This is a genomic window from Terribacillus sp. JSM ZJ617 (assembly GCF_044383785.1).
Taxonomy (GTDB): Bacteria; Bacillota; Bacilli; order Bacillales; family Amphibacillaceae; genus Terribacillus.
The window spans coordinates 816,754-841,785 of sequence record NZ_JBISEQ010000001.1 but is presented as its reverse complement, the minus strand read 5'-3'; the positions used below and the strand labels follow the sequence as shown (position 1 = coordinate 841,785).

The following is a 25,032-nucleotide window of genomic DNA, read 5'->3' as shown; positions in this document are numbered from 1 at the left end:
CTTTTTCATCTTAGTTGCTATTAGTATAGCAAAATTTGTTGAAATTTGGTGGTACAATCTAGCACTTTTGTATCTATAATTACAAATCGTAGTAGTATAATGGAAACATTTCCACAACAAACCAAAAGGCACCCGCTGCTGTGCAGCAAGGTGCCTTACAAATCAAAGTTCTTGTCCGTTTGTCGCGATTACACGCTGATACCAGGCAAAACTCTTCTTCTTCGTTCTTTCCAACGTGCCATTGCCTTCGTTGTCACGATCTACGTATACAAAGCCATAACGCTTCTTCAATTCCGCTGTCGAAGCACTGACTAGGTCAATCGGTCCCCAAGTCGTATAGCCGATTAAATCAACCCCATCAGCTACAGCTTCCCGCATTTGCTCGATATGAGCACGCAGATAATCGATACGATAATCATCCTGAATGCTGCCGTCTTCTTCGACCTTATCCACGGCACCCAGGCCGTTCTCAACGATGAACAAAGGCTTCTGGTAGCGATCATAAAGAATATTCAGCGTTGTACGCAATCCTTTGGGATCAATCTGCCAGCCCCATTCGGAAGACTCGAGATAAGGGTTTCTTACCCCTGTCATCAAGTTTCCTGCTGCTGCTTCCTTCAGCTTTTCTTCATCTGTTGTCGCAATGAAGCTCATATAATAGCTGAAGCCGATATAGTCGACAGTGTGCTCACGCATGAGTTCCTCATCACCAGCAGCAATCTCGAACTCTATATCATTTTCAGTAAAATACCGCTTCATATAAGTTGGATAATACCCGCGTACTTGTACATCTGAGAACTGCAATGTTTTGCGATCCTGCTCCAGGGCTGCGAATACGTCATCTGGATTCGGCGTGAGTGGATACGTCGTCATAGACGCGATCATACAGCCAATTTGTGCTTCCGGATTGATTTCATGAGATGCTTTAACAGCCAATGCGCTTGCAACGAACTGATGATGAGCAGCCTGATACATAATGTTCAGCTTGTTCTCACCCTCTTCGAACACCAAACCGCCGCCAGTGAATGGTGCATGCAGCACAACATTGATTTCGTTGAATGTCATCCAGTATTTCACTTTGCCGTTATAGCGCTCCAGCACAGTGCGGGCGAATTTCTCATAGAAACCAATCACTTCACGATTGCGCCAGCCACCATATTTTTTCACTAAATTCAATGGCATTTCATAGTGAGAAATAGTAACGACAGGCTCCATGCCTTGTTTCCGCATTTCATCGAACAAATCGTCATAGAATTTCAAGCCTGCTTCATTCGGCTCGGCATCATCACCATTCGGGAAAATTCGTGTCCAAGCGATGCTTGTACGGAAGCATTTGAAACCAAGCTCACCGAACAGTGCTAAATCCTCCTTGTAGCGATGATAAAAGTCGATTCCATCGTGATATAGATTCAGTTTGGCTGGATCCTCAGATGCTGGATACATAATGCCGTCCGGCGACACATCTGCTGTAGACAACCCTTTGCCATCCTCTTGATAAGCACCTTCCAGCTGATTGGCTGCAACAGCGCCGCCCCATAGGAAACCTTGTGGAAATTCTTTTTTCACTTCTGCCATGATTTAGTTCCTCCCTGTCTTTTCATGTTCCGTTAAATAATGATATAGCGCCCCGTATAAATTAGCATCACTTTGATAATGGCAGCAGACAATTGCTGGATCTGCTGCATGGAACGGGTTTGCTTGCTTTAACTCTTTTACAGTTTGCTGAATTCGTTCTACCACTATTGGCTGCGCACTGATGCCGCCGCCAATGGCAAACACTTCTGGATCGAAAATATATTGGAGATTGAAAATCTGTACGGCGATGCTCTGGCAAAATTCATCAAAAATCTGATTTGCAGCCGTATCGCCAGCATGGATGAATTCGAATGCCTTCTTTCCATCTGTGACATCCGCTACTTCTTTTTCCTGATTGATACGTTTGATCATATTGACTGCTGAACCAGTACCTCCAAAGAAGGTGGCTTTCTTTGACTTCTCGTCAACTGCTTCCATCACATAACTCAGTTCTCCTGCCAGCAGATTCCGGCCATGATGGACTCTGCCATCCATTAGGATACCGCCGCCCACTCCGCTGCCAAGCACTAAGACGATAGCGTCACGCTTGTCCTTGAGACTGCCGAGCCAAAGCTCCGCGAGCGCTGCACAGCGGCCATCATTTTCAACTGCAATAGTCACACCATAGCGCTTCTGGAGTTTTTCTTTCAGGTTCACGCCATGCTGGAAAGGAAAGGATCCGCCATTATAGATAACACCAGTGTCTGTATCGACAGCTCCCGGCGTACTGACAGCAATGCCTCGTACATCCTCCTGGAACAAATCATCTATGCTGGCAAACAAGATGTTATCGAAAGCTTCAATATTTTCTCTAGAAGCCGGCCGGCTGTCCTTTTTGATAATTTTGCCGCCTCTGTCCATCAAAGCGGTTTTGACCAAAGTTCCGCCGATGTCGACTACAAGATACATGCCCTGCACCTCCTCCGGTTGTCCTATTACAAAACCCCTGCATATTTATGATATAATGACACCGATTACATTTCTGGTATTGATTTCGTTTTTTTGGTAGTTACTTTCTATTTTCTGCAATGGGGGTTATGTATGCCGAACGAATGGTCCACCGTCACACGATTGCTTCAACAGACTTTTTCTATACCTGTTACCTATCAGTCAGAAGCTGCACCATCTAGCTCTCCATATGTACAGGAAGAAGCTGCCGGCTTCTCTTTTTACATACCATTTGAAAATAAGGGCGGGATGCTGCAGCTCGGTCCTGCACCAGAAACCAGCCTGTCAAAGGAGAAGCTAATTGATATCGGCTCACTCGCTTATTACATGCTCTACCAGCGCGAACTGGATGCGGCCGCATTGCAAAAGCCCTCCTTTGAACTGCCGATGATTCAGTCTGCCGAAAACAGACAGAATACCAATTTGCACCATCACCCTTATTTAGAGGAAAAGCTTTTCGACTGTATCCGTGCCGGCAAGCCAGATCTCGTCAAGGAACAGCTGCAGAGTTTTCCAGACGAGCTCAGCGGGACATTAGCGAAACAGAATGCAGTTCGAAACCGGAAGAACCTTGCTATAACGGCAATAACATTAGCCACGCGCGCTGCCATTAACGGCGGACTGGCTCCTGAGCTTGCCTTTACGATGAGTGATGCGTATATCCAGCAGATTGAGGAAAAGAAGGATTTGCCTGCACTTGTGCGTCTCCAAACCGAAGCACTGTGCACATTTGCTGAAAAAGTAGGCGAAATAAAGGCGGGAACATATTCGCGTAAAATTGCTCATTGCGTCCATTATATCTACCAGCATCTTTACGAAGTTCTCACGCTGAAGCAGCTCGCTGACATGCTAAAGATGAATCCGACTTATTTATCCGCTCGATTCAAACAGGAAGTCGGCATGCCCATACGGACCTATATCCAGCACCTTCGAATCGAGGAAGCCAAGCTCTTGCTGCGGCTGACGGATCATTCCCTGCTGCATATTTGTGCTTTGCTTCATTACCATGACCAAAGCTATTTCACGAAAGTATTCAAAAAACATACAGGCCTTACACCCCGGAAATTCCGGGAGCAGGCATAGAAAAAGCCGACAGCAGAAGCTGTCGGCTTTGAATTAGTTTGCTGGCTGATTCGATTTTTTCGCACGGATGACAGAAGGACGTCCGATTGAATAGTAGTCGATATTCGCTGTTTCTACAAACTTAAGCGGGTAGCAGTTACGGCCATCGATAACGATCGGCTGTTTCATCTGCTGTTCGAAAACAGTCAGTGGAAGGTCCTTGAACTCATCCCACTCTGTCACGATGATTGCTACATCTGCATCTTTGAGTGCTTCTTCTGTATTAGCTGCATAATGAACAGTCTCTGGAAGCAATCGCTTCGCATTGTCCATAGCGATCGGATCAAATGCAGAGATGTTTGCACCAAGATCAGTCAATTTCTGGGCAAGAACAATGCTTGCTGATTCGCGCATATCATCGGTATTCGGCTTGAATGCAAGACCAAGCATGGCAACTTTCTTGCCTTCCAATCCGCCGCGTACGACCATTTGCGCCATATCAACAGGAATTTGCTGCTGCTTGTTATTTACATTGATAACGGATTCCAGCAAATCGAATGTATGATTCACATCTCCAGCGATCTGAACAAGTGCTTTTGTATCTTTCGGGAAGCAAGAGCCGCCATAACCGATTCCGGCATTCAGGAATTTATCGCCGATACGTTTATCCATACCCATTCCTTTCGCAACATCTTCAATATTGGCACCCAGCTTACCGCAAATCGTACCAATTTCATTGATAAAGCTTATTTTCGCTGCCAGGAAGGCGTTGGACGCATATTTAATCATTTCGGCACTCTCGATATCCGTACGGAATACCGGTACGCCAAATGGTTTATTGATTTCTTCTATTAAAGCTGCTGCTTCTTCTGACTCAGATCCGATTACGATACGATCACCATTGTATGTATCGTGTACAGCAGAGCCTTCTCGAAGGAATTCCGGATTGGATACAACCTCAATCTGCACATCACGATCAAGAGCTTCCGTAATCCAATGCTTCACAAGCTTGTTCGTACCGACAGGCACTGTACTCTTTGTTACGACAACTGCTCCTTTGTCTGTTACATGAGCAGCGATATCCCTTGCTACCTGCTGGACAAAGTCAAGGTTAGCAGAACCGTCCGCTCTCTCTGGGGTACCGACAGCAATATAGATAGCATCTGCATCATGGAATGCGATGCTGTGGTCAGTCGTGAAATGAAGATTGCCTCTTTCGATATTTTTGGTCATTAATTCTGCTAGACCTGGCTCATAGATTGGAGACAAGCCTTGATTCATCTTGGCAACCTTCGTCTCATCGATATCCACACATGTGACATCATGTCCTACATCTGAAAGTGCCACTCCTGTAACTAAGCCTACATATCCTGTTCCAACAATTGCAATTTTCTTCATTTTTACGATCCCTTCTTGTTTCGAGGTGTACAATCACTTCTACTAAGCTATAACTAAAACCAATTTTTTCTAAAAGATAATGATACTAGTTTACTATAAATTATCCAAAAAGCGGTTAATATTTACGATATTTTTTCATGAATTTTACAATTTTAACTGTAATGTAAAGAGGGCATAAAGATGCCCCCTCGTTTTTTTCACTATTTTCTGCAATCCTTAATAAATGCAGAATCCCGCAGCTTGCGTTTCACTTCTTTTCCCCAGTTCTTCACAGCATCCTCTGTGGTGCGTTCGATTGCGGCGATTTCCTTCACAGCATAACCATGGATTATGTACCAATACACCCATTTCCATTGCTTGTCAGTGAGTGTATGTTTGACACGCTTCCAGAATTCTTGTTTTTCGAGTAAGTCGAGCTCTTGCTGGATGAGTTCCTTTGTGTGGGCTTCATTGATGATGAGGTCGGTTTTTTCTTGTTCGCGGATGATTTTTCTGAGGTGGTCAATTAGGCGAAAGCGGATTGTTCTGTTGGCGTAGGCGTTAAAATCACCTTTTGATTCATCATATCCGGTCCAGGCGAGGAACAATGCCATAATTCCTTCTTGCAGAAATTCATCGTGCGGATCTCGAATACGCATGCGGTGGATATGATAATGAATCATATTTTTATACTGGTCCAGAATCAAATTAAAATCGTTATTGCGAATGTCCTTCAATGTCATCCACTCCCTTTGGTTTTTGGGTAGAACAGCTTACGAATACTTATCCTCCTTTATGCAATATTTAGGACTATTTATTCATCCCATGCCATTCTGTCTTATAATCGTATCTTTTGCAAGAAAAGGGTGAATTTACCATATTCGACATCTTAAAGCAGAAAATGCCTGTTTTTACAGGAACTTAACTGCAGGATCTGTCACATTTTCTGGAATCAAAACGAAAACACGCATTTTCCATTAAGAAATGCGTGTCACAGACAGTGTATTAATAATTTGTAAAATAAAAAGATGGACTACCCTTCCCATGCTCTGAATAGGCTGTACAAGTCAGCCAAAAGGAGGCCAAGCATGGGTAATATACTCAATTATATATTGTTAGGAGTAAGTCTCTCTGCACCAGTCGGTCCAGTCAATGCCGCTCAAATGGAAAAAGGAATACGCGGCGGGTTCCTGCAAAGTCTATCTGTCGGGTTCGGTGCCATGCTGGCAGATATCCTGTATATGCTGCTTGTATATCTTGGGTTTTATCATGTCATCATGATCCCGGTCGTCCAGTCTTTTCTTTTCTTCTTCGGAAGCTTTGTTTTCCTTTATCTTGGTATCGAGAGCGTTCTGAAAACACGGACCTTGACTCGAGCCAGTATGACGACGGTTGCACCGCTGCAAGGGCTTCGATATGGTTTCTTTCTTGCACTCGTAAACCCAATCAGCATTATGTTTTGGGTAGGCGTTTATGGATCCGTTCTTGCCAAGATAGTCGAACAAGGCGAGTCAAATCATTTATTGCTTTACACGATCAGCATCTTTGTCGGTGTTTTTCTATGGGATAATGTAATCGCCCTTTTATCCAGCAGCCTGCGCCGTTTCCTGAATGATCGACTGCTGCGGCTGATTACCTTTGTTTCTGGTATGTCATTGCTTGGTTTTGGTATCTATTTTGGCTATTTAGGCATTTTGAGTGTGCTCTGATTTTTTTCGTTTGACCCAAATACCGATAATAAGAATAAGTACCGCAAAGCCGGCACTTACATATAAGCCTGGACGTACTTCCGCTTCGACTGCTGTTCCGCTGATTCCTGCAAGCAGCAGAATACCTCCTATTACCGTCACCAGCTTATTGCCCATCTTGAACTTTTCAATCTTCCAGGCAGATGCCAGGATGAACATCCAATTGTACAATAGCAGCAATCCTGCCGCCGTGGTGATGTACTCATATATTTTCCCGGGCAATAATAAAGCGGTGATGATACTGGCAAGCAGACCTACTGCCGCCAGCAGCATACTAGCCAAAGGAAGATCTTTATATTTCAATTTCTTAGCAAACAGCTGCGGCGCATCTTTGTCTTTTGCCAAAACGACAAGCAGATTCGTTACTGCAAAAAGTGCTGCACATAAAGTGGAGAACCCAGCAATGATGACAGCAGCATTAAACACATGCGGGAAGAAATCAAGCGGCGTTTTCGATAGCGCCGTAACAAATGGACTTTCATTCATCTTGAAATCATGCGTCTTGACCATGCTGATTGCCAAAAGCAATGAAACGACATAAAGAATCGCCAGTCCGATCAGCATAATTGTCCCAGCCTTTGCGGCTTCCTCCTTCTTCTTCAACTGCATAGACATCATTCCGATAACCTCAATACCCCCAAAAGCATAAAAAGCATAAATCAGCGATGCCCATAACCCTTTGTATCCATCATGAAGGAACGACTCCTCAAAAGGCTTATACGTTGATTCTGTAGAGATAACGTTAAATAACACAAGTGCGGCCAATATAATAAACATGGTAATTGCTGCTGTCTTGACGACCGCAAATATATTCTCCATCTTATTGAATCCCTTGGCACCCGTCAGGACTACGATAATTGCAAGTACGGCGTAAATGGTGGAAAACACCCAAAGAGGTATTTTTTCGAACCAAAACTGGCTCAAAAGTGAAATCGCCGTCAATTGACTTCCCATAATCAATATATTCGAGCACCAATAGCTCCAGCCACAGCTAAAAGCCGCCCATCCACCAAAGGCTTTACCTGCGTAATAACAGAATGAGCCTTCCTGGGGGTCATTTGCAGTCATTCTTGCCAAAGATAAAAATACAATCAATGTGCCGATTGCGGCAGCTACGAAAGAAATGACAATGGAAGCACCAGTCAAATGGATGCCGATGACCGAACCTAGGAAATACCCCGTTCCAATCGTACAGCCAATCCCGACAAGCGACAGCTGCCACCATTTCATATTACCTGTATTGGATGTCTTGCCCTGCCCGTTATTACCTGGATGCTTTTTCAAGTCCGTTCCCTCCTCGTCCTGTTAGTATGGGGAGTAACGATGGAATTATGTAAGACAAGCATGGTATGATGTTGTTATTGATTATGCAAAAGGAGCAGTATAATGGATTCTAAACCATCTAAAGGTAAAAAGGCTTTCTTCTACACGATGCTCGTATTACTAGCTGTAATGATGATCTTAACGATTTATTTCGTGATTGACGGATATAGCGATTTGCTTTGATCTTAAGAGTTGTTCCCATTGGGAACAACTCTTTTTGTATTTTCCTTGCTTATATGACACTTTTTTACTCTTATCCCCATACTTTTGTAAAGGTTTTGTAAATTAATTAACCATCACCTTTACACAACCTTAACATTTAGACATAATAGTCGTGTTTGCAGCAGATAATTAACCTTAGGGGTGAAAAGTTTGGATATAAATGTACAGGAATTAATCTTCTCGTTTATCGGGGGATTAGGTATTTTCCTATTTGGTATTAAGTCGATGGGAGATGGACTTCAACGATCGGCTGGAGATAAATTACGCGATATTCTTGATCGATTCACAACAAATCCCTTAATGGGTGTACTAGCAGGTATGCTTGTCACCATTCTGATCCAGAGCAGCTCCGGAACGACTGTTATCACAGTCAGCTTGGTAAGCGCTGGGTTCATGACGCTGCGCCAGGCAATCGGTGTCATAATGGGTGCCAATATCGGTACTACAGTCACCGCTTTTATCATCGGTTTGGATGTCGGTGCATATGCACTGCCTATTCTAGCCATCGGTGCTTTCATGTTATTTTTCTTTAAAAACAAAAAAATCAACAATATCGGTCAGATCTTCTTTGGCTTTGGAGCATTGTTCTATGGTCTTGAGCTGATGAGCGGAGCAATGAAGCCGCTCCGCAGCCTGGAATCTTTCCATGATCTGACGGTGCAGCTAAGCGACAACCCAATCCTGGCGGTTGTGGCTGGTACAATATTTACAGTAATCGTTCAAAGCTCCAGTGCAACAATTGGTATCCTGCAAGGTCTTTATTCGGAGGGACTTGTTGATTTGCAGGCAGCGCTGCCGATCCTGTTCGGGGATAATATCGGAACGACGATTACAGCTGTACTTGCTTCTATCGGTGCTTCCATTGCAGCTAGAAGAGCAGCAGCAACACATGTACTATTCAACTTGATCGGAACCGTGATCTTCTTGATCCTGCTTATCCCGTATACTGCACTTGTAAACTGGATGCAGGCAACTTGGGATTTAAACCCGAGTATGACGATTGCATTTGCACATGGAACGTTTAACATTACGAACACGTTGATCCAGCTTCCATTTGTGGCTGTACTCGCGTGGATTGTGACGAAATTGATTCCTGGTGAAGATAAAGTTGTTGATTACAATACAAAGGGTCTGGATCCAGTTATGATCCAGCAGTCTCCTTCTGTGGCATTAGGCAATGCGAAGCAAGAAGTTGTACGGATGGGTGAAGTGGCTGTCCAGGGCTTGGAAGAAACGAACCAATTCTTGCAGACAAAACAAGTGAAACATGCTAATAATGCTTATCAAATAGAAGAAGCTATCAACAACTTTGATCGCAAAATCATGGACTACCTTGTCCAAATCTCCGCTGAGTCGCTATCTGCTCAGGAATCGGAAGAGCATGGTGCATTGATCGATGCAGTCAGCGATATTGAACGAATCGGCGACCATTTCGAGAACATCATTGAGCTTGTCGAATATCAGCAAACCAACAAAGTCAAAATCTCCAGCACTGCAATGGAAGATCTGACAAATATGTTCCTTCTTACAACTGACACGGTACGTGATGCGATGCTTGCTTTACAGAACAATGATAAAAATCATGCAAAACTAGTTGTTGAACAAGAAAATAAGATCGACACGCTTGAGCGTAAACTTCGCAAGCAGCATATCCAGCGCTTGACGGAAGGCTCCTGCAGCGGCCAGTCTGGTGTCGTCTTCATAGACATTATCAGCAACCTGGAACGCATTGGCGATCATGCAGTAAATATCGCAGAAGCTGTTCTTGGTGAATCAAAGCATATGCATACAGTGAATTAAAAAAGAGCTCCTGTCCGACTGGACAGGGGCTCTTTCATTATACTTCCAGAAGTGCTGCATCCTTCACTACGAGATTTTCGTTTGGTGAATTACGACTCAACACCCTTTTAATATCTCCGCTTTCATCAAATACTGTTACTTGTCTCCTCGTACCATCCTCAAAAAAGTCAACTTCCTGCTGCAGAGAGGATCCATCCGGATAATAAACAAAGCGTTTCACTTGTTTGTTATTCTGGAACTGAACTGCGCGGTGCGGCTTATCCTTTTTGTAAAATATCTTTCGGAAGTAAGTTCCGTCCGGGTTGTACTCTAGTTTTGTGTACAGACTCCCATCCAGATAAAAATCTGTTTTATTCTCCAAATTGCCGTCTTCATCATATTTATAGGAAGACGCCATTCTTCCGGCTCGCTTGTAGCCTTTTGCATACAGTACCTCCTGAAGCTTCCCATTTGCAGAAAATACTCTGGCTGTGTGCAGGAACCCTTGCTGGAACTCATGCCTTGCAACTAATGCATTGAAGTTATACAGCAGGATAGAGAAATCATCTTTTCTAAACAAGATCTTAACCCTTTGAAGTTTATTGATAACGATCGATACTTCATTGGCTTTTTCGATATAGTTGCTTCCCTCTCGCAATAACCGGTATCCTTGGGTGCTCCACGCAACGGCTGCTGCAAATTTCCCCGTATCATCTGGCGTGTAGATATAATGATGTCCTTCTTTGATAATCACTTTTGCTATGATCTTATTCCTGACATAAAACATGAACCCGCGCTTTGCACCGTTAGGATAATAAATTTTGCATATTCTCAATCCATTTTTATCATGGAACAGTGCATCGACTGGCTTGTGATCGGGTATTTCTGTTAAAAGCAGTCTTCTGTCCGTCTCGAATCCTGCGGTAATATCCAGAATGTTTTGCTGAAGCTTGAAAAGGTGAAGATTATCATCAGCAATCAGCTTTTGCTTGTCTGCATCAGCTGGAATCCCGCTCACAATACCATCTAATGCAGATAAGAAGTCCTGATAATATTCGTCATTATAATGATAATAACCCCGACCGTACACATGGTCATGCGTGGAATAGTAGTCCATATGCTTGAGTTCGATAATAGGGATTTCAGGATAATTTGCTTCAATGTATTCGTATAACGAATGCAAATATAAATTAGTCTCTACTGCTCTTCTGGCACTGTACTTCCGATGACCTTCATCTGGAAATGTATAAGCAAGAGGAACAAGCTGCTCCCCGTCCGAAACCTTGAACTGAGCAAAGGCTTTATGCAGGATGACCTTCTCTAAAGGATAATACTGCTGCAAACCCTCGATAAAGGTATCGATGTATCCGTATAGATCGTCCGCATTACCTGGTTCATTCAGAAAATCAACTCCGAATCTCTCCAGAACCTTCTGGATCTCTGGACGGCGTTCCACGTAGGTCTCCCCGATTTTAAGTGTTGGCATTCGTTCATCAATCAAATCGAAAATGAAGTAATCTGCGCCGCCAATAATGAACTTCTTCGTGAAGCTATCATCCACCTGTTTGAGCACAAAGTCGCTGACACTTTCATTATTGGTAAGCTGCAGCTTTATTTCTCTGATAATTGCAGCCTCATCACCGAGCGCTGCTGGAGCAGTGGAAATGACTTTTAAAGGCTTTTGAAAGATATACTTATTTACTTTGTATGTTTTCTTGTCCTGATAATTGAAGGACTCCCTCGTTACGCAGGATCCTTTTATTTCTATATTCAACATCAGCCAATCCCCTCTCCTTATCGAGAATTTCACGTATATAGTTGTACGTTTCTTCGGTATTGTTTCCGTCGGTTCTCTCAACCATCAGGCTGAACTTCGATTGGTAGGCAGCTTTCTGTTCCTGAACATAATTGCTCTGGATAAAAGCATTCAATTGATCGAAATCGTAAATAATGTCGCCAAATGCATTCTCCTTCTGCAGGATGTTCCGGGCACCATATTCTTTTTCTGCCTTTACTTTATCCTCCCAATAGAAGATGACATTGCTTCCGCCAGCAAATGCATAGAACGTAACAGAAGAATAATCAGAGATAAGCACTTTAGTTTTAAGTAGGATATCTTTTATGTCCCCAGCGTATAGCTTGGATTGTATGTCGGCATAGATAGCAGGGAATTGATCACGCAGTATCACCTTTGCTTTCGGATGCAGTACTACATTGATCTTTTTCCCTTCATAGAAAGGATCACTGTTGATCATACGGATGAATTGTATGTACCTGCCTACATAAGAACCTTCTGTTTTACCACCTGTCAGATCCCAAGGTCTCCATGTAAGCATGAAGGTTATTTCATCTTTTTGGACTGTCTCTTTTGATTCGACATACAGGTCCAGATTAGGAAGACCGGTAGGTATAATATCGTCTTCTGTATAATTTGCATACTTCAAAAAATTCCGACTTTCTCTTCTGGAGCTCGTCACGATATAATCCGGTGCAATCGGCACTCTTTTATTGAAGTAGCCTCTTTCAAATACATTTGTCGCTAACGCTACACCATGCTGAAGGAATATTTTATTTTTGTTATCTAGAATTTTCTTCTTGATCAACCGATCATTGTCGTACAGACGACGCTGGATATGTGTAGCTAAATCTGAGGAAATCAATGCATCTGCTTTGAATATATTATAAAAGCTTCTAAGCGTATTTTTTTTGATGATGTATTTGCTGCCAAACTGTTCGATTAATACCGGGTATAAGTCCGATTTGCTATCAATAATGAATCTTGCCATCGTATCGTTTTGCTGTCTGGCATATTTAAAGATCTCATAGGCTGATTCGCTGGCTCCTTCACAAAACTTCTCAAAAAGGATGATGCGATTATTTTTCCGAGCGAATACTTTCACAAATACATACGCAATTGCTTCTTTTATTACGATTGATTTATGCAGCTTGTTGGAGTACACGAACACTAACTGCCCTGTGACCGATTTCCTGATAAATACAGATAAACTCTTGCTTATATGGTAATTGAACGTATTGTAAAGATAGTGCTTGCGGCTGTACTTATCAAAGCCGCTCTTCTTGAACGGATAATAATAATTCGCAGTGTCGTTATGTATTCGAAGAAACATCGGTAAATTGATCGAGCTTGTTTCTATGTATATTCGTTCGAGGTCTTTGGCTGGGATGATGCAGAAGAATGTATGATATAAAAGCTTCAGCTTACTTGTATTGAAGGTATTCTTCTCGCGTATCGTCTTTGAGAATAAATATTTGATCGGAAATCTGTGCTTCTTGTCATATCCCAGGGCGATCTCATATTCCTGTATATTTATATACCTGAATCGCAAAACCCCTATGAACAGAATCATATTCAAAAGAGGAATGCTCCAAACACGCTGCGAAGGAGCTAATTCAGCTTTTTCAATTATCTGCTCCTCCGTGAGGCTTTTATGCTTACGGGTCACAATAAAGGATAATCTCATTCGTTTGTCCAAATAAAAAATGACTTGCTTTCCTTTGTGATAGACAATTTCCTTAATCGTAACGTTATGAGACTCGTCGCTCTCTTCCGTAATTATCTGGCCTGCTGCATCATACACATAGTATTTCTTATTGGAGCTTCTCTTTCTCGTAATCAAATTCACCGAACCGTTAAAGTCCAGAAACCCATCCTTGAAAACGAGAGACCCATTAGATACTTCGCTGTAGACGGACAATCTGCAGTCTCCTCTCATATCTTCACTAATATTTACAAATAAAAAAAGATAATTTACATTCGCTTAAAATTATAGATTCATCCTTCTCCGCACGAAAGATGACGAAAGTAATGAAGATTTTAGTCGAAATAGATATAATCAGCAACTTTTCTCCCGTCTTTTTCCTTACTTGTTCCAATTAAATCATTCGTCGCCTTCCCATCTAGGACAAGAGATGTACTTCCTCCTCCATCCAGCACATATGCAACCCGTATGTATTTGATTTTGTTTTTGATGATGTGATAAAAGTCCGTATACGTTATGCCGCTGTTTTGCTCTGTTCTGCCATCGAATGTATAGATGTATGTATTGTTGTAATAATCCTGCATGATGATTTGCCGAGGATTATCGATTTTTATATTTGGAATGGTATAGGAGCGATAGTAGTTTTTCCACTCACCATCTGCAACCAAAGGAAAGAAACCTTGCCACGTATTCACGATATTCTTCTCTTTTATTTCCTTATCCGCAAAGCGTGACTGAAACGTATACAGCCGGCCTGCACGATCACTGCCAAGCAGCCAGCTATTACCCAAATCACTTTCCTCTTTTTGGAATTTCCCATCTTTCATTTGTATACCATAAGCCTCACCCTTGTCGGGATTGAATACACTGGCATTGATCGCCACGCTAGCATCCTGTCTCTTTGAAAAGGATAGTACCTCCTCCAGGCCTTTGCCGAAGTCATCGTTTGCATATGCCTTCTTTACCGGGGAGGTCTTACCAAGTTCATTCTGATAATATATTTTGGTTACATAATAAACGGAATCATTGTAGTCATAGGAATTAAAAACCACCTTGGTTTTATCATAGGTGGATGGGGAAAGATCTATAGGAAGGATGATGAAAGATAGCAATACTGTTAAGCAAATGAAACCTATTTTGAATGGCTGCTTCATGCGGCGTGCTCCTTTTAGTTGCCTTAGGTTAGTAGTAGAAACATAAGCAGTTTCTAGGTTATCATTAATGGTTTAAGGTATAAATAGAGCGATAAGGCTAGAAGATGTGAAGGAGAAACTGTAAAAAACAGTTCTGATAGCACAGACAAGAACAAGGCTTTCTGATTAAGTTATAACAATTATATGGATGATAATAAGGACAAAAGAAATAGCCTTCCAATAATTAGGAAGGCTATTTCTTAGTTGTTACGAAATCATATCATGGACTTTATCTCGTTCCTCTTGAGAAACTTCATAATAATAAATATCATCGATGGTTGTGCCTGCACCCTGGATTTGGTAATTCTCAGAGTTCTGACGCACATTCCGGTAGTTCTTGAACAGATCCGTCATCGTTGAGAAGTCCATATTCGTTTGAACGTTATCACCTAGCGCACCTAAAATATCATCAATTTTGCTAACAGAGTTGATGCTTGCACCTTTATCGATAACCGCTTGGATTACTTGACGCTGTCGAGCATTACGGCCAAAGTCGCCATCTGGATCCAAGTGGCGCATGCGTACATAGCCCATTGCTTTTGGTCCGTCCAGTTGAATTTCTCCCTGTGCATAGTGATAGCCTTTTTGGTAATACCCTTCATCGATCCAATCAAGCTGGTTATTCACTGTGATACCGCCAACTGCATCCACAAAGTCGGACAAGCCTTCCATGTTCATTTCAGCGAAATAATCAATATCTGTATCCAGGAAGTTCTCTACTGTATCAATTGTCATATCAACCCCGCCGAATGCATACGCATGGTTAATTTTATCGGTTGTACCATGTCCTACAATTTCTGTACGTGAGTCACGAGGAATACTTATTAGTTTCATAGAATCATTCGCTGGATCAAGCGACATTACCATCAGTGCATCGGAGCGCCCTGCATCATCATCACGCTGATCCACTCCAAGCAGCAATACATTCAACTTCTCTTGATCCTTCACTTTTGTCACTGATTGTTTCATGTCAATTGAGTCTGAGCCTTTTTGCATCGTATTAACTGTCGTCTTCGCTTTATTGGCAGCATAGATGCCCGTTGCTGCTACTGCAATTATTAATACAGCAATAATACTCAAGGTTACTTTCAGCCAAGTTCTTTTCTTCTTACGCTTTTCTTTCCTGCCCAAAACCATATCCCCCTTATTCTGCTACCACTGGAAATTAAATTATATCAGAAAAACCTCTTCTTTTTCCGTTTAATTGTAAAAAGAAGAGGTCTATATTACTGATTTAAGAAGTTTTGCGCTTCTTGGGCATTCTGTTCCAAGCCGCCCACATTAAATTCTAGCACTGCTCCTACATCATAGCGAGCATCATGATAGGTGTCATCCATCGGAATACGCATAGTCTCCATATCCTCTGTTTTTCCTCTTAGGACATCTGTTCCCATCGACAACAACAAGCCGTTACGGACATTTGTACTGATATACCCATTGGCAATACCAATCATCTTAGGCAGCTTCGCAACAGTCGTTACACTGGCAACTTCCTCTTTCAGCTTACCTAAGACTTCCTGCTGTCGCTGTACCCGACCGTAGTCACCATTCGCATCATGGCGGAAACGGCTGTATGCTAGCAGCTCTTCACCGTGAAGTCTTTGCGTGCCTTCTGTCAGCTGTACACCCAATGCTTTCTGGTCAGTTGTCATCTCAGGTGTTACTGTTACTTCAATTCCGTCTGGTGCTACGGCATCAACAAGCTTTTCAAAGCCTTTGAAATCAATTTCTGCATAGTAATTAATCTCAATACCAAAGTTTTCGGTAACTGTCTTGCGTACTAGTTCAGGACCGCCAATTGAATAAGCAGCGTTGATTTTGTTATAACCGTACCCTGGAATATTCACATACGTATCACGCATAATCGAGATCAGCTTTGGCTGCTTCGTATCCGAACTGTAATTGGCAATCATGATTGTATCTGCTCGTGCACTATCTCCTCCGCGAGAGTCACTGCCAAGTACAAGTACATTTACGTTATCAACATTTTCGTCGGAACCATTGAATTCAACTTCATCGCTTAAATTATTATCTGCGTTCGCAGCTCGCGAGGCAGAAATATATTCATATGCAGCATAACTTCCAATCGCTAAGAATGCGATCAGAAATACCATCATAAACAGTCTGAATTTGCGCACTTTCTTTTTCTTACGCCTCTGACGTTGTAAAGTCACAATTATCCGCCTTTCTGAAAATACCTACTAAAGATAATAGCATGAAATGCCTATACGGAATATAGTTTTAATAATTTTTGCAAAGAATATCCAGTATAAATAAACCAATTTACTGTACGGCCAGTCAGAACTTATTTGTAGTTATTTATTTGTATAACGAACCGGTACAAATGTACGGGATATTTCATTACATTTTGTTTGTCTTTTTTTGTCATTTATCTTATTAATTTCAAAATATATAGTAATATATCCTTATAGTATTAGTAGATTATAACAGCGAGGGAGGATAAAGCGAGGTGGAAGGAATAGTCCCCATTGAGCCGGCAGCACGTCAGCCAGTATTTGTTGGTCGCCAAAAGGAATTAACAGTATTCCATGACTGGTTAAAGAATAATGACGCAATGTCTGCTATATTTGCCATCTCTGGTATGGGAGGCATTGGGAAAAGTTCTTTGCTGGCAAGGATGAACTATCTCGCAAAAAAAGAAAATGTCAGAACAGTCTTTCTGGATGGCAATGCCTGTCCGCAAACACCAGCAAGCTTTATGGAATATGTGCATAGCCTGTTGCAATCCTTCCATCAAAAAGCTCCTTTGGATGTGTTGTTCCATAATCCAACAGGCATTAGACTACTCCTATATATCGATCATTTTGAGGGACTTGCAGAAGTAAGAGACTGGTTTTTGCACACGTTTGTTCCACAGTTAGCTGTGAATGGCATTGGGATAGTAATTGCTGCCCGAAAGCCCTTGCCCATATCCATTGCACATATACAGACACTATCTTTACCGCTGGATTATCTATCTTATGAGGAATCGGTTCAATATATTGAGAAAACAACCTCTTTGTTTCCCAAACAAATTCATGACTTAGCGAATAAAACAGACGGACTGCCTTTAAGCCTTGCCTTAGCTGTAGACATGGTTACTACAAGTACAAATCCAGATGTGCGCGCTGTTAGTCAAACGATCAGTGCGAAAATATTAAAAGAAGTAACCGCTGTTTCACTCCACCCGCTACTTGAAGTACTTATTGTCATGGAGTATGCCAACCAAGAAATATTCGAAGCTGTACTCGGGCGGAAGGTGAGCCTGGAAGATTATCGTAATCTGCAACTGCTGTCATTCATTGATCTGCACCCTTTTGGATTGAAGCTGCATGACGTGGCGAAAAGTTACTTACTCCAGGATTTCCAGCTGAGGGAGCCGACCAGACTTTATCAGCTTCATCGATCTTGCATGCGGGCACTGTATCGAGAGCTTACACATGCTTCTCAAACAGATCGTGTAATCATTGCATCTGCGCTGCTCAAGATGAATCAAGCGATGTGGCCAAAACATAATGCTTATGCAAGTTTTACGCAGCGAATTCATCAGGTGCGAACAGGCAAGCTGATAGCCAGTGACCTTCCCCTGCTTCATGAGCTTTTGGAGGAATGGTGTTTTTATAGTGTAGATAAAGAACATAACCAGAACTACCATGATTTCTTGGATGCCGTGGTTCAAATGGATCCAGACAGTATAACCATTTTACGCGATTATACGAATAAGCCGATCGGCATGTTCATCACGGTGCTTTATACGACACGAACAGCTCCTTTGCTGCTCCAGCATTTTCAGAATGAGCTGAATGCTATCTTTACAGCAAAGGGATGCAGACACGCTGCATTGCAAGCAGATACTTATATTCCCATACTTGTGACAGCACAGAATGACATTACTGCCTATACAAGAGAAGAACTAGTCGGCATGCTGATTGTAGAGCAGCTTGTGAAGTTAGAGTCAGGCAGAAGAGCTATACTTGTAGCTACGAACAATTCACTCAAACAGTTCCTGCGTACAATAGGCTTTAACAGCCGCCCTGTAATAGACACCAGCTGCGATACCTCCTGGGCGAAAGCTGACATTATGGAGCTGGATCTGCGTACAAGACCTTTTGGTGATTGGGTCCTGCACATGATGCCGGAAGAACAACATAAACAGAACAGCTTATCTGTAAATCACATGCGGCGTATCCTTCAATCGATCCAGTCACCTAACGAGTTAAACCGTTATTGCAGCATGTTCACAGATTGTCACGATGGACGAGCTGTACAGCAAAAGGTTTTGCAATGTCTTCAAAATCCTGGTGGACTTTCTAAAGAACAACAGGACGTACTATTAAACAGCTTTGTCCGCTACCCGAATAATATAGTAAAAGCCGTAGCTGCAAGCAATATGAGCAGAGCTACTTTTTATCGCCAGCAGAAGAAAGCAATTCAAAAACTTACTGATATACTAGCATTATAAAAAAGAAGCGACACAGTGAACCGCTGTATCGCTTCTTTTTATGTATTATACAAACCGCTTTTTAAGCCCTCTTCTGCCAATTCTTTCAGGCTCTTCCCTTATAACCACTGCACCTTCTACCATCTTCCAGCTGTTATTCATCAGCATATAAGCAGCTTGATTGCCAAATGATTTTCCTACTTCCTGATAAGCCCTCAGCAAACCAAATCCTTTACCAGATTGATGATTATTCGAACCAATAAAGTGAACTAGATTGGAATCAATCAACTGCTGTGTAAGTTTCCGTACCTTCCCACCATAATCCCCATTGATACTCCCTGCAGCAATCTGTACGAAGCAGCCGTTTTTGACTAGCTCATAGAGAAATTCCGGCTGCTGATTTACATACACGTTCTTCTCCGGACTAGCAATCACAGGATGAAATCCAGAAGCCTGCATCTCCCGGATCAATTGCTTCACATAGCTAGGAAGCGGATTCTGAGGTAACTCCAAGTAAAGATAGCTTGTATTCGTATTAACTGCCAGCAGATCCATAAAATCCCGATCCTCAAGTAAATCATTTGATACTAGCGTCTCCTGTCCAGGTAGAACCTGTAATGGAATTCCCTCTTCCCGAAGTATTTCATTAAATTCTTCTATACTGGCATAAATCCTTTGTCGATTATTAAAAGAATGCCGACTCTGATCATGCGGAGTAGCCACGATTGTATCAATTCCCTCAAATACAGCTTCCTCCGCCATTTTCAAGCTTTCCTCCAGCGTACTCGGACCATCATCTAAACCATGCAAGATATGGCAGTGGATATCTATCATTAGGAAGCCTCCGTTTCAGTAGCTATGCTTACTGAAATGGTAGCATGAGATGAGATAAAGAATGTCTCACTTTTGTCTCACTTTTTTAGAATCTCCAATGAATTAAAGTTAACGCTCTCTTCATTAAAATCCTAAGTTTTTTAAAAGCGCCTTATGACTATTTTTCGTTTTATGTCTATAAAAGTAAATATCCTCAGAAGGAACCATATTTTATCTTAATAAAATAAAAAAGAATCCGTACGAAATACGGATTCCTTTCTCTTATTCTGTGAATGTATACTGTTCTTCAAAATAATTCTTATAGTCACCATTAACTATATTTTCCCACCAAGCTTTATTAGCCAGGTACCAATCGATTGTTTGCTTTATACCTGTCTCAAAGTTATAAGTAGGTCTCCATCCTAACTTTTCTAATTTCGTTGGATCAATTGCATAACGTTTATCATGACCTAGACGATCTTCGACAAATTCTATTAAGTCTTCAGATTTATCTAAAGCGCTAATTATTGTCTTAACAACTTCTAAGTTGGTCTTCTCGTTATGACCACCGACATTGTAAACTTCACCTAAATCACCTGCATGCATAACAAGATCTATTGCTGAACAATGATCTTCTACGTGCAACCAGTCACGAATATTTTTCCCATCTCCGTATACTGGGACCCTTTCATCATTTAAGACTCTTGAAATAGTCAATGGTATAAGCTTTTCCGGAAAATGATATGGACCATAGTTATTAGAGCACCTAGTAATATTTATTGGCATATTATAAGTTTCGTAGTAAGCACGTACTATCATGTCTGATGATGCTTTACTTGCACTATAAGGACTATTAGGTTGTAGCGGCGTATCCTCGGTAAAGAAAGTTTCAGGATCAAAATCTAATTCCCCATATACCTCGTCAGTTGATACATGTACAAATTTCTTAATATTTATTGATTTAGCGGCATCGAGTAACACTTGTGTTCCAAGGACATTTGTTTTTATAAAAATTTCTGGTTCTGTAATAGAACGATCAACATGGCTTTCTGCTGCAAAATGTACTACATAATCAAACTTCTCCTTGTTAAAGAACTCGTTTATTATTTCTCTATCTGCAATATCAGCTTTTATAAAGGAATAATTCTCTCGTTCTTCAACATCACGATGCTTTGTTAAATCACCTGCATATGTTAAAGTATCTAAATTAAAGATATGGTACTCTGGATACTTGTTTACCATATATTTTACAAAGTTCCCTCCAATAAATCCCGCTCCACCAGTTACTAGAATTTTCATCTTTGTATCGTCTCCTCTTCTTCTCCAACTGCTAGATAATGTTTCAAAGCTGACTTCCAGTTTGGAAGCCTGTCAAATCCGTTTAACACTAGCTTGTCCTTTGACATACGGGAATTTTTTGGCCTAGCTGCAGGTGTCGGATACTCAGCAGAAGTTATCCGATTTACATTTACATTCTTGTTTGCTACTCTAAAAATTTCTTCTGCAAACTCAGCCCAACTGCAAAAGCCTTCATTTGATATATGGTATAATCCATATTTATCCGTTTTAATCATATTTAGTAATAGATTTGCCAAGTCATATGTATAGGTTGGCGATCCAACCTGATCATGTACAATATTTAATTCATCTCTAGTTTCGGCTAATCTTAGCATTGACTTAACAAAGTTATTTCCGTTTTCACCAAAAACCCATGATATTCTGCATATAAACCATTCTGATAAAGTTTGTTGTATGATTGATTCAGCTTCAAATTTTGTATGTCCATAATAACCAATTGGAGAAGGTAAATCTTCTTCTTTAAAAGGTGTTTCTCCTTCACCGTTAAATACATAATCAGTACTTACAAATAGAAATTTACAACCTATTTCTTTTGCTATGTTTGCAAGATATTTAGTACCGTTCACATTTACATCCCAGCAAATATCTTTTTCTTCTTCAGCTTTATCAACTGCTGTGTAGGCTGCACAATGAATGATCACATCAGGATTAAAGCTTGATACTACACGCTCAACCTCTGATTCTACGGTTAGATCTAATTCTTTAGAACCTACGCCAAACATCTGATACCCACGACTCTCCCCAATTCGGACAACATCATAACCTAGTTGACCCGTATAGCCAGTCACAAGAATTTTCATTAGTTATCCACCCTAAAGTTATTATCAGCATCTCTTAATAATGGAGCATTTCTATCTTTTTCTGATAACGTCACTTCAAGGGCAGGCCATTCAATTCCAATCTCAGGATCATTCCACAAGATATTTCTATCATGTTCAGGTGAATAGACTTCATCTACTTTATACTGGACTTCTACGTCATTAGTAAGTGTGATAAATCCGTGAGCAAATCCTTTAGGGACTAACAATTGCTTCTTGTTTTCTGCACTAAGTTCAATACCGAACCATTGTTTAAAAGTTGGACTATCTTCTCTTAGATCCACAGCTACGTCATAAATACTTCCTCTTGTACATCTAACTAGTTTAGTCTGAGCCTTAGGCATCATTTGATAATGCAACCCTCTTAAGGTACCTTTTTCACTTGAAAAAGAGTGATTATCTTGGACAAAATTTAAATCAATACCATTTCCAATTAATTTTGCAGAGCTGTGCGTCTCCATAAACCATCCTCTGTTATCCCCATGTACAGTTGGAGAGATAACGACTACTCCGGATAATTTTGTCTCCATCAATTCCATTTGAAAACCTCCTAATTAATATCGAATATCTCCGTTCGCTACTTTTAATAGGTATTGCCCATATCCTGTTTTAGAGAATTTTTCGCCAGAATCCAACAATTGTTCTTTTGAAATCCAGCCATTTAAATAGGCTATTTCTTCTGGAGCTGAAATCTTTATTCCTTGATGCTCTTCTACTGTTCGTACGAAGTTAGTGGCCGCAGTAAGGCTATCATGAGTACCAGTATCTAACCATGTATAACCTCTTCCTAATAGCTCCACGTCTAAGTCTCCTAAATTCAAATAAGCTTCATTTATTGAGGTAATTTCCAATTCTCCTCTTTCTGATGGCTCTATACTTTGTGCGATATCAACTACGCGGTTATCATAGAAATACAGACCTGTTATTGCATAATTCGATTTTGGTTCAACAGGTTTTTCTTCTACGCTAATTACCTTTCCATCCTCTGCGAATTCCACTACTCCGAATCTTTCCGGATCTGGCACGTGATAACCAAATACAGTTGCTCCATTATCTTTCTGACTTGCTCTCAATAGACTATTTCGTAAACCACTTCCATAATAGATATTGTCACCGAGTATCATAGCTACAGAATCATCTCCAATGAAGTCCTTGCCTATAATAAAAGCTTGTGCCAGCCCATCGGGACTATCTTGAACCTTATATTCTAGATTCACACCAAACTGAGAACCACTTCCAAGCAATTCACTAAAGCGCGGTGTATCCTCAGGTGTAGATATAATCAAAATATCCTTTATACCAGCGAGCATCAAGGTAGAAAGTGGATAATAAATCATAGGTTTGTCGTAAATCGGCAAAAGCTGTTTACTTGTTACCATGGTTAGTGGATACAATCTCGTTCCACTTCCTCCTGCTAAAATAATTCCCTTCATAAAATCAGCCCTTTCTAAATTTACTTTTTATCAATTTAATAAAAGATCTTAATAGTTCGTCTTTTAACAAAAATACTATTACGATGTAACTAATAGTACCAACTACTATCTGTACAACTGTAAATGCGAGAGATACATTACTTAGTTCATTTAAAAAAATTAATATTAAAAACATACATAGAGATCCAAAGCAGTATCTCCAAAGCCCCTTGAATACTGATAAGAAACTTATGTAATATCTTACATAATAGAGCTGTAAACTTGCTACTAGAATTTCTGTTATAAGTGTAACTATAGAAGTAGCGTACATTCCATATGATGGTACAAATATAAAGTTTAATGATATGCTGACCAGAGCTCCAAAAAGAATTGATAATGTTAACTTCAAATTCTGACCAGTGGCTGCTAAGATTTGGATTCCAAATAAACTTCCTAGCCCGATGAATAAAATAATAGGACTAATGATTATTAATAATGTTGAAACTTGTTCATATTCATCACCTAGGTACCAGTAAACAAATTTTTCTGATATAGCAATAATACCCAAGATGAGAGGCAAAGAAATGAACAAAATATATCTTAATACCACATCGACTATCTTTTTTATTTTAGATACTTCTCCTACGCTAAAAGCTTTTGCAATATTAGGAAGAACTACTACTCCAAGAGAGGTTATTACCACTGTAATTAATTTTATAATTTTCATTGCTTGATCATATAAACCGACTTCAAATGACGTAGCATAATAATTTAAAATCACCTTATCCAAAGATAAATAAATTTGACCAAATGCTGATGGTAAAAATAAAATCATTACAGGCTTTAAATGTTTATTAATTTCTAAACTATTTAAAGTGAAATTTATATGCCTTTTAACTCCCAACCATAAAATTACTTGGCCCATTAATGTACTTCCAGCCATTATAATTGTATATAGAAGTAAATCATCTGTGTGACGCACCATCATAAATATTAATACGACAGACAAGATTTTAATTATAATATTTCTATAAAGGACTGGTTTCATTTTTTGTAAACCTAGTAATAGCCATGATATATCTAAAAGTGAAGCAATCAAAAATATACCTTGAAACATTGAAATTAATCTTATTTCTCCGGTAATTGAAGTAACATAAATAAGATAAAAAATAAGAATGATACAGCCTACGAAAAATTGTATAGAATATATCGACCAGAATACCTTACTTATCTTGTCTTTACTGTCAGACACTGTTGCAATTTGTCTATTTCCATATAGAGGTACACCTAATAAAATAATTATTACGGAAAATTGCACTATTGAGAATGTATATGCATAAATTCCTAAATTACTCGGGCCGAGAACTCGTGCAATATATGGTGTAATTAAGAACGGAATTAGTAAATTTAGTACTTGATATATTAAATTATATAAATAGTTTTTTACCACATTCTTTCAAGC

20 protein-coding genes are annotated in these 25,032 nt (G+C 40.5%); 4 read left to right on the top strand and 16 right to left on the bottom strand.

Annotated elements, in window-relative coordinates; genetic code table 11:
* Positions 1-162: 162 nt before the first annotated feature.
* Both bglH and ACH6C1_RS04055 read right to left on the bottom strand, forming a co-directional pair.
* Complete coding sequence (bglH, locus tag ACH6C1_RS04060; RefSeq protein WP_374074825.1) at positions 163-1,575, bottom strand: aryl-phospho-beta-d-glucosidase; 1,413 nt, start codon at positions 1,573-1,575, stop codon at positions 163-165.
* Between the two features lie 3 nt (positions 1,576-1,578).
* Positions 1,579-2,484: an ROK family protein gene (locus ACH6C1_RS04055; RefSeq protein WP_374074823.1), complete on the bottom strand. Its 906-nt coding sequence runs from the start codon at positions 2,482-2,484 to the stop codon at positions 1,579-1,581.
* Positions 2,485-2,616: 132 nt separating this feature from the next.
* On the opposite strand from ACH6C1_RS04055, the gene ACH6C1_RS04050 reads away from it, so the two are divergent.
* Positions 2,617-3,606 (top strand): helix-turn-helix domain-containing protein, encoded by a 990-nt coding sequence (locus ACH6C1_RS04050; protein WP_374074821.1) that lies wholly within the window; start codon positions 2,617-2,619, stop codon positions 3,604-3,606.
* Positions 3,607-3,639: 33 nt separating this feature from the next.
* On the opposite strand, the gene ACH6C1_RS04045 is transcribed toward ACH6C1_RS04050, so the two are convergent.
* Both ACH6C1_RS04045 and ACH6C1_RS04040 read right to left on the bottom strand, forming a co-directional pair.
* Complete coding sequence (locus ACH6C1_RS04045) at positions 3,640-4,983, bottom strand: UDP-glucose dehydrogenase family protein (RefSeq protein ID WP_095224251.1); 1,344 nt, start codon at positions 4,981-4,983, stop codon at positions 3,640-3,642.
* 200 nt (positions 4,984-5,183) lie between these two features.
* Complete coding sequence (locus ACH6C1_RS04040) at positions 5,184-5,699, bottom strand: sigma-70 family RNA polymerase sigma factor (RefSeq protein WP_374074819.1); 516 nt, start codon at positions 5,697-5,699, stop codon at positions 5,184-5,186.
* Between the two features lie 351 nt (positions 5,700-6,050).
* Between ACH6C1_RS04040 and ACH6C1_RS04035 the strand changes: the two genes are divergently transcribed.
* Complete coding sequence (locus ACH6C1_RS04035) at positions 6,051-6,671, top strand: LysE family translocator (protein WP_366247698.1); 621 nt, start codon at positions 6,051-6,053, stop codon at positions 6,669-6,671.
* Here ACH6C1_RS04035 and ACH6C1_RS04030 read toward each other — a convergent pair.
* The gene (locus ACH6C1_RS04030; protein WP_374075562.1) at positions 6,648-7,940 is read right to left on the bottom strand and encodes an amino acid permease; all 1,293 of its coding nucleotides are present in this window, start codon (positions 7,938-7,940) and stop codon (positions 6,648-6,650) included. The genes ACH6C1_RS04035 and ACH6C1_RS04030 overlap by 24 nt on opposite strands.
* Positions 7,941-8,405: 465 nt before the next feature.
* Here ACH6C1_RS04030 and ACH6C1_RS04025 point away from each other — a divergent pair, with 465 nt between their 5' ends.
* On the top strand, positions 8,406-10,055 hold the full coding sequence (locus tag ACH6C1_RS04025) for a Na/Pi cotransporter family protein (protein WP_374074816.1): 1,650 nt from the start codon (positions 8,406-8,408) through the stop codon (positions 10,053-10,055).
* A gap of 37 nt (positions 10,056-10,092) precedes the next feature.
* Here ACH6C1_RS04025 and ACH6C1_RS04020 read toward each other — a convergent pair whose 3' ends face one another.
* The 5 genes from ACH6C1_RS04020 to ACH6C1_RS04000 all read right to left on the bottom strand — a co-directional run bounded on the left by ACH6C1_RS04020 (position 10,093) and on the right by ACH6C1_RS04000 (position 16,901).
* Entirely contained in the window at positions 10,093-11,811 is a 1,719-nt protein-coding gene (locus ACH6C1_RS04020; protein WP_374074814.1) for a DUF6270 domain-containing protein, read from the bottom strand.
* Complete coding sequence (locus ACH6C1_RS04015; RefSeq protein ID WP_374074811.1) at positions 11,729-13,750, bottom strand: CDP-glycerol glycerophosphotransferase family protein; 2,022 nt, start codon at positions 13,748-13,750, stop codon at positions 11,729-11,731. The genes ACH6C1_RS04020 and ACH6C1_RS04015 overlap by 83 nt, the downstream gene beginning before the upstream one ends.
* A 119-nt stretch (positions 13,751-13,869) precedes the next feature.
* On the bottom strand, positions 13,870-14,688 hold the full coding sequence (locus ACH6C1_RS04010) for a phosphodiester glycosidase family protein (RefSeq protein WP_374074808.1): 819 nt from the start codon (positions 14,686-14,688) through the stop codon (positions 13,870-13,872).
* A gap of 246 nt (positions 14,689-14,934) precedes the next feature.
* Positions 14,935-15,864, bottom strand: coding sequence for an LCP family glycopolymer transferase (locus ACH6C1_RS04005; protein ID WP_483887686.1), 930 nt, complete (start codon positions 15,862-15,864; stop codon positions 14,935-14,937).
* 89 nt (positions 15,865-15,953) lie between these two features.
* Complete coding sequence (locus ACH6C1_RS04000; protein ID WP_374074804.1) at positions 15,954-16,901, bottom strand: LCP family protein; 948 nt, start codon at positions 16,899-16,901, stop codon at positions 15,954-15,956.
* A 296-nt stretch (positions 16,902-17,197) separates the two neighbouring features.
* On the opposite strand from ACH6C1_RS04000, the gene ACH6C1_RS03995 reads away from it, so the two are divergent.
* Positions 17,198-19,189 carry a hypothetical protein gene (locus ACH6C1_RS03995; protein ID WP_374074802.1) on the top strand — a complete coding sequence of 664 codons (1,992 nt, stop codon included), beginning with the start codon at positions 17,198-17,200 and terminating at the stop codon, positions 19,187-19,189.
* A gap of 45 nt (positions 19,190-19,234) precedes the next feature.
* On the opposite strand, the gene ACH6C1_RS03990 is transcribed toward ACH6C1_RS03995, so the two are convergent.
* The 6 genes from ACH6C1_RS03990 to ACH6C1_RS03965 all read right to left on the bottom strand — a co-directional run bounded on the left by ACH6C1_RS03990 (position 19,235) and on the right by ACH6C1_RS03965 (position 25,020).
* The gene (locus tag ACH6C1_RS03990) at positions 19,235-20,002 is read right to left on the bottom strand and encodes a tyrosine-protein phosphatase (RefSeq protein ID WP_374074800.1); all 768 of its coding nucleotides are present in this window, start codon (positions 20,000-20,002) and stop codon (positions 19,235-19,237) included.
* Positions 20,003-20,263: 261 nt separating this feature from the next.
* Positions 20,264-21,280: a dTDP-glucose 4,6-dehydratase gene (gene rfbB / locus ACH6C1_RS03985; protein ID WP_374074798.1), complete on the bottom strand. Its 1,017-nt coding sequence runs from the start codon at positions 21,278-21,280 to the stop codon at positions 20,264-20,266.
* Positions 21,277-22,140, bottom strand: a complete 864-nt coding sequence (gene rfbD, locus ACH6C1_RS03980) for a dTDP-4-dehydrorhamnose reductase (RefSeq protein ID WP_374074796.1) — start codon at positions 22,138-22,140, stop codon at positions 21,277-21,279. The genes rfbB and rfbD overlap by 4 nt, the downstream gene beginning before the upstream one ends.
* Entirely contained in the window at positions 22,140-22,697 is a 558-nt protein-coding gene (gene rfbC / locus ACH6C1_RS03975; protein WP_374074794.1) for a dTDP-4-dehydrorhamnose 3,5-epimerase, read from the bottom strand. Before rfbC ends, rfbD begins: the two co-directional genes overlap by 1 nt.
* Positions 22,698-22,712: 15 nt before the next feature.
* A complete protein-coding gene (gene rfbA / locus ACH6C1_RS03970) occupies positions 22,713-23,591 on the bottom strand; it encodes a glucose-1-phosphate thymidylyltransferase RfbA (RefSeq protein ID WP_374074792.1) in 879 nt (292 codons plus the stop codon).
* 4 nt (positions 23,592-23,595) lie between these two features.
* On the bottom strand, positions 23,596-25,020 hold the full coding sequence (locus tag ACH6C1_RS03965) for an oligosaccharide flippase family protein (protein ID WP_374074790.1): 1,425 nt from the start codon (positions 25,018-25,020) through the stop codon (positions 23,596-23,598).
* Between the last annotated feature and the right edge of the window lie 12 nt (positions 25,021-25,032).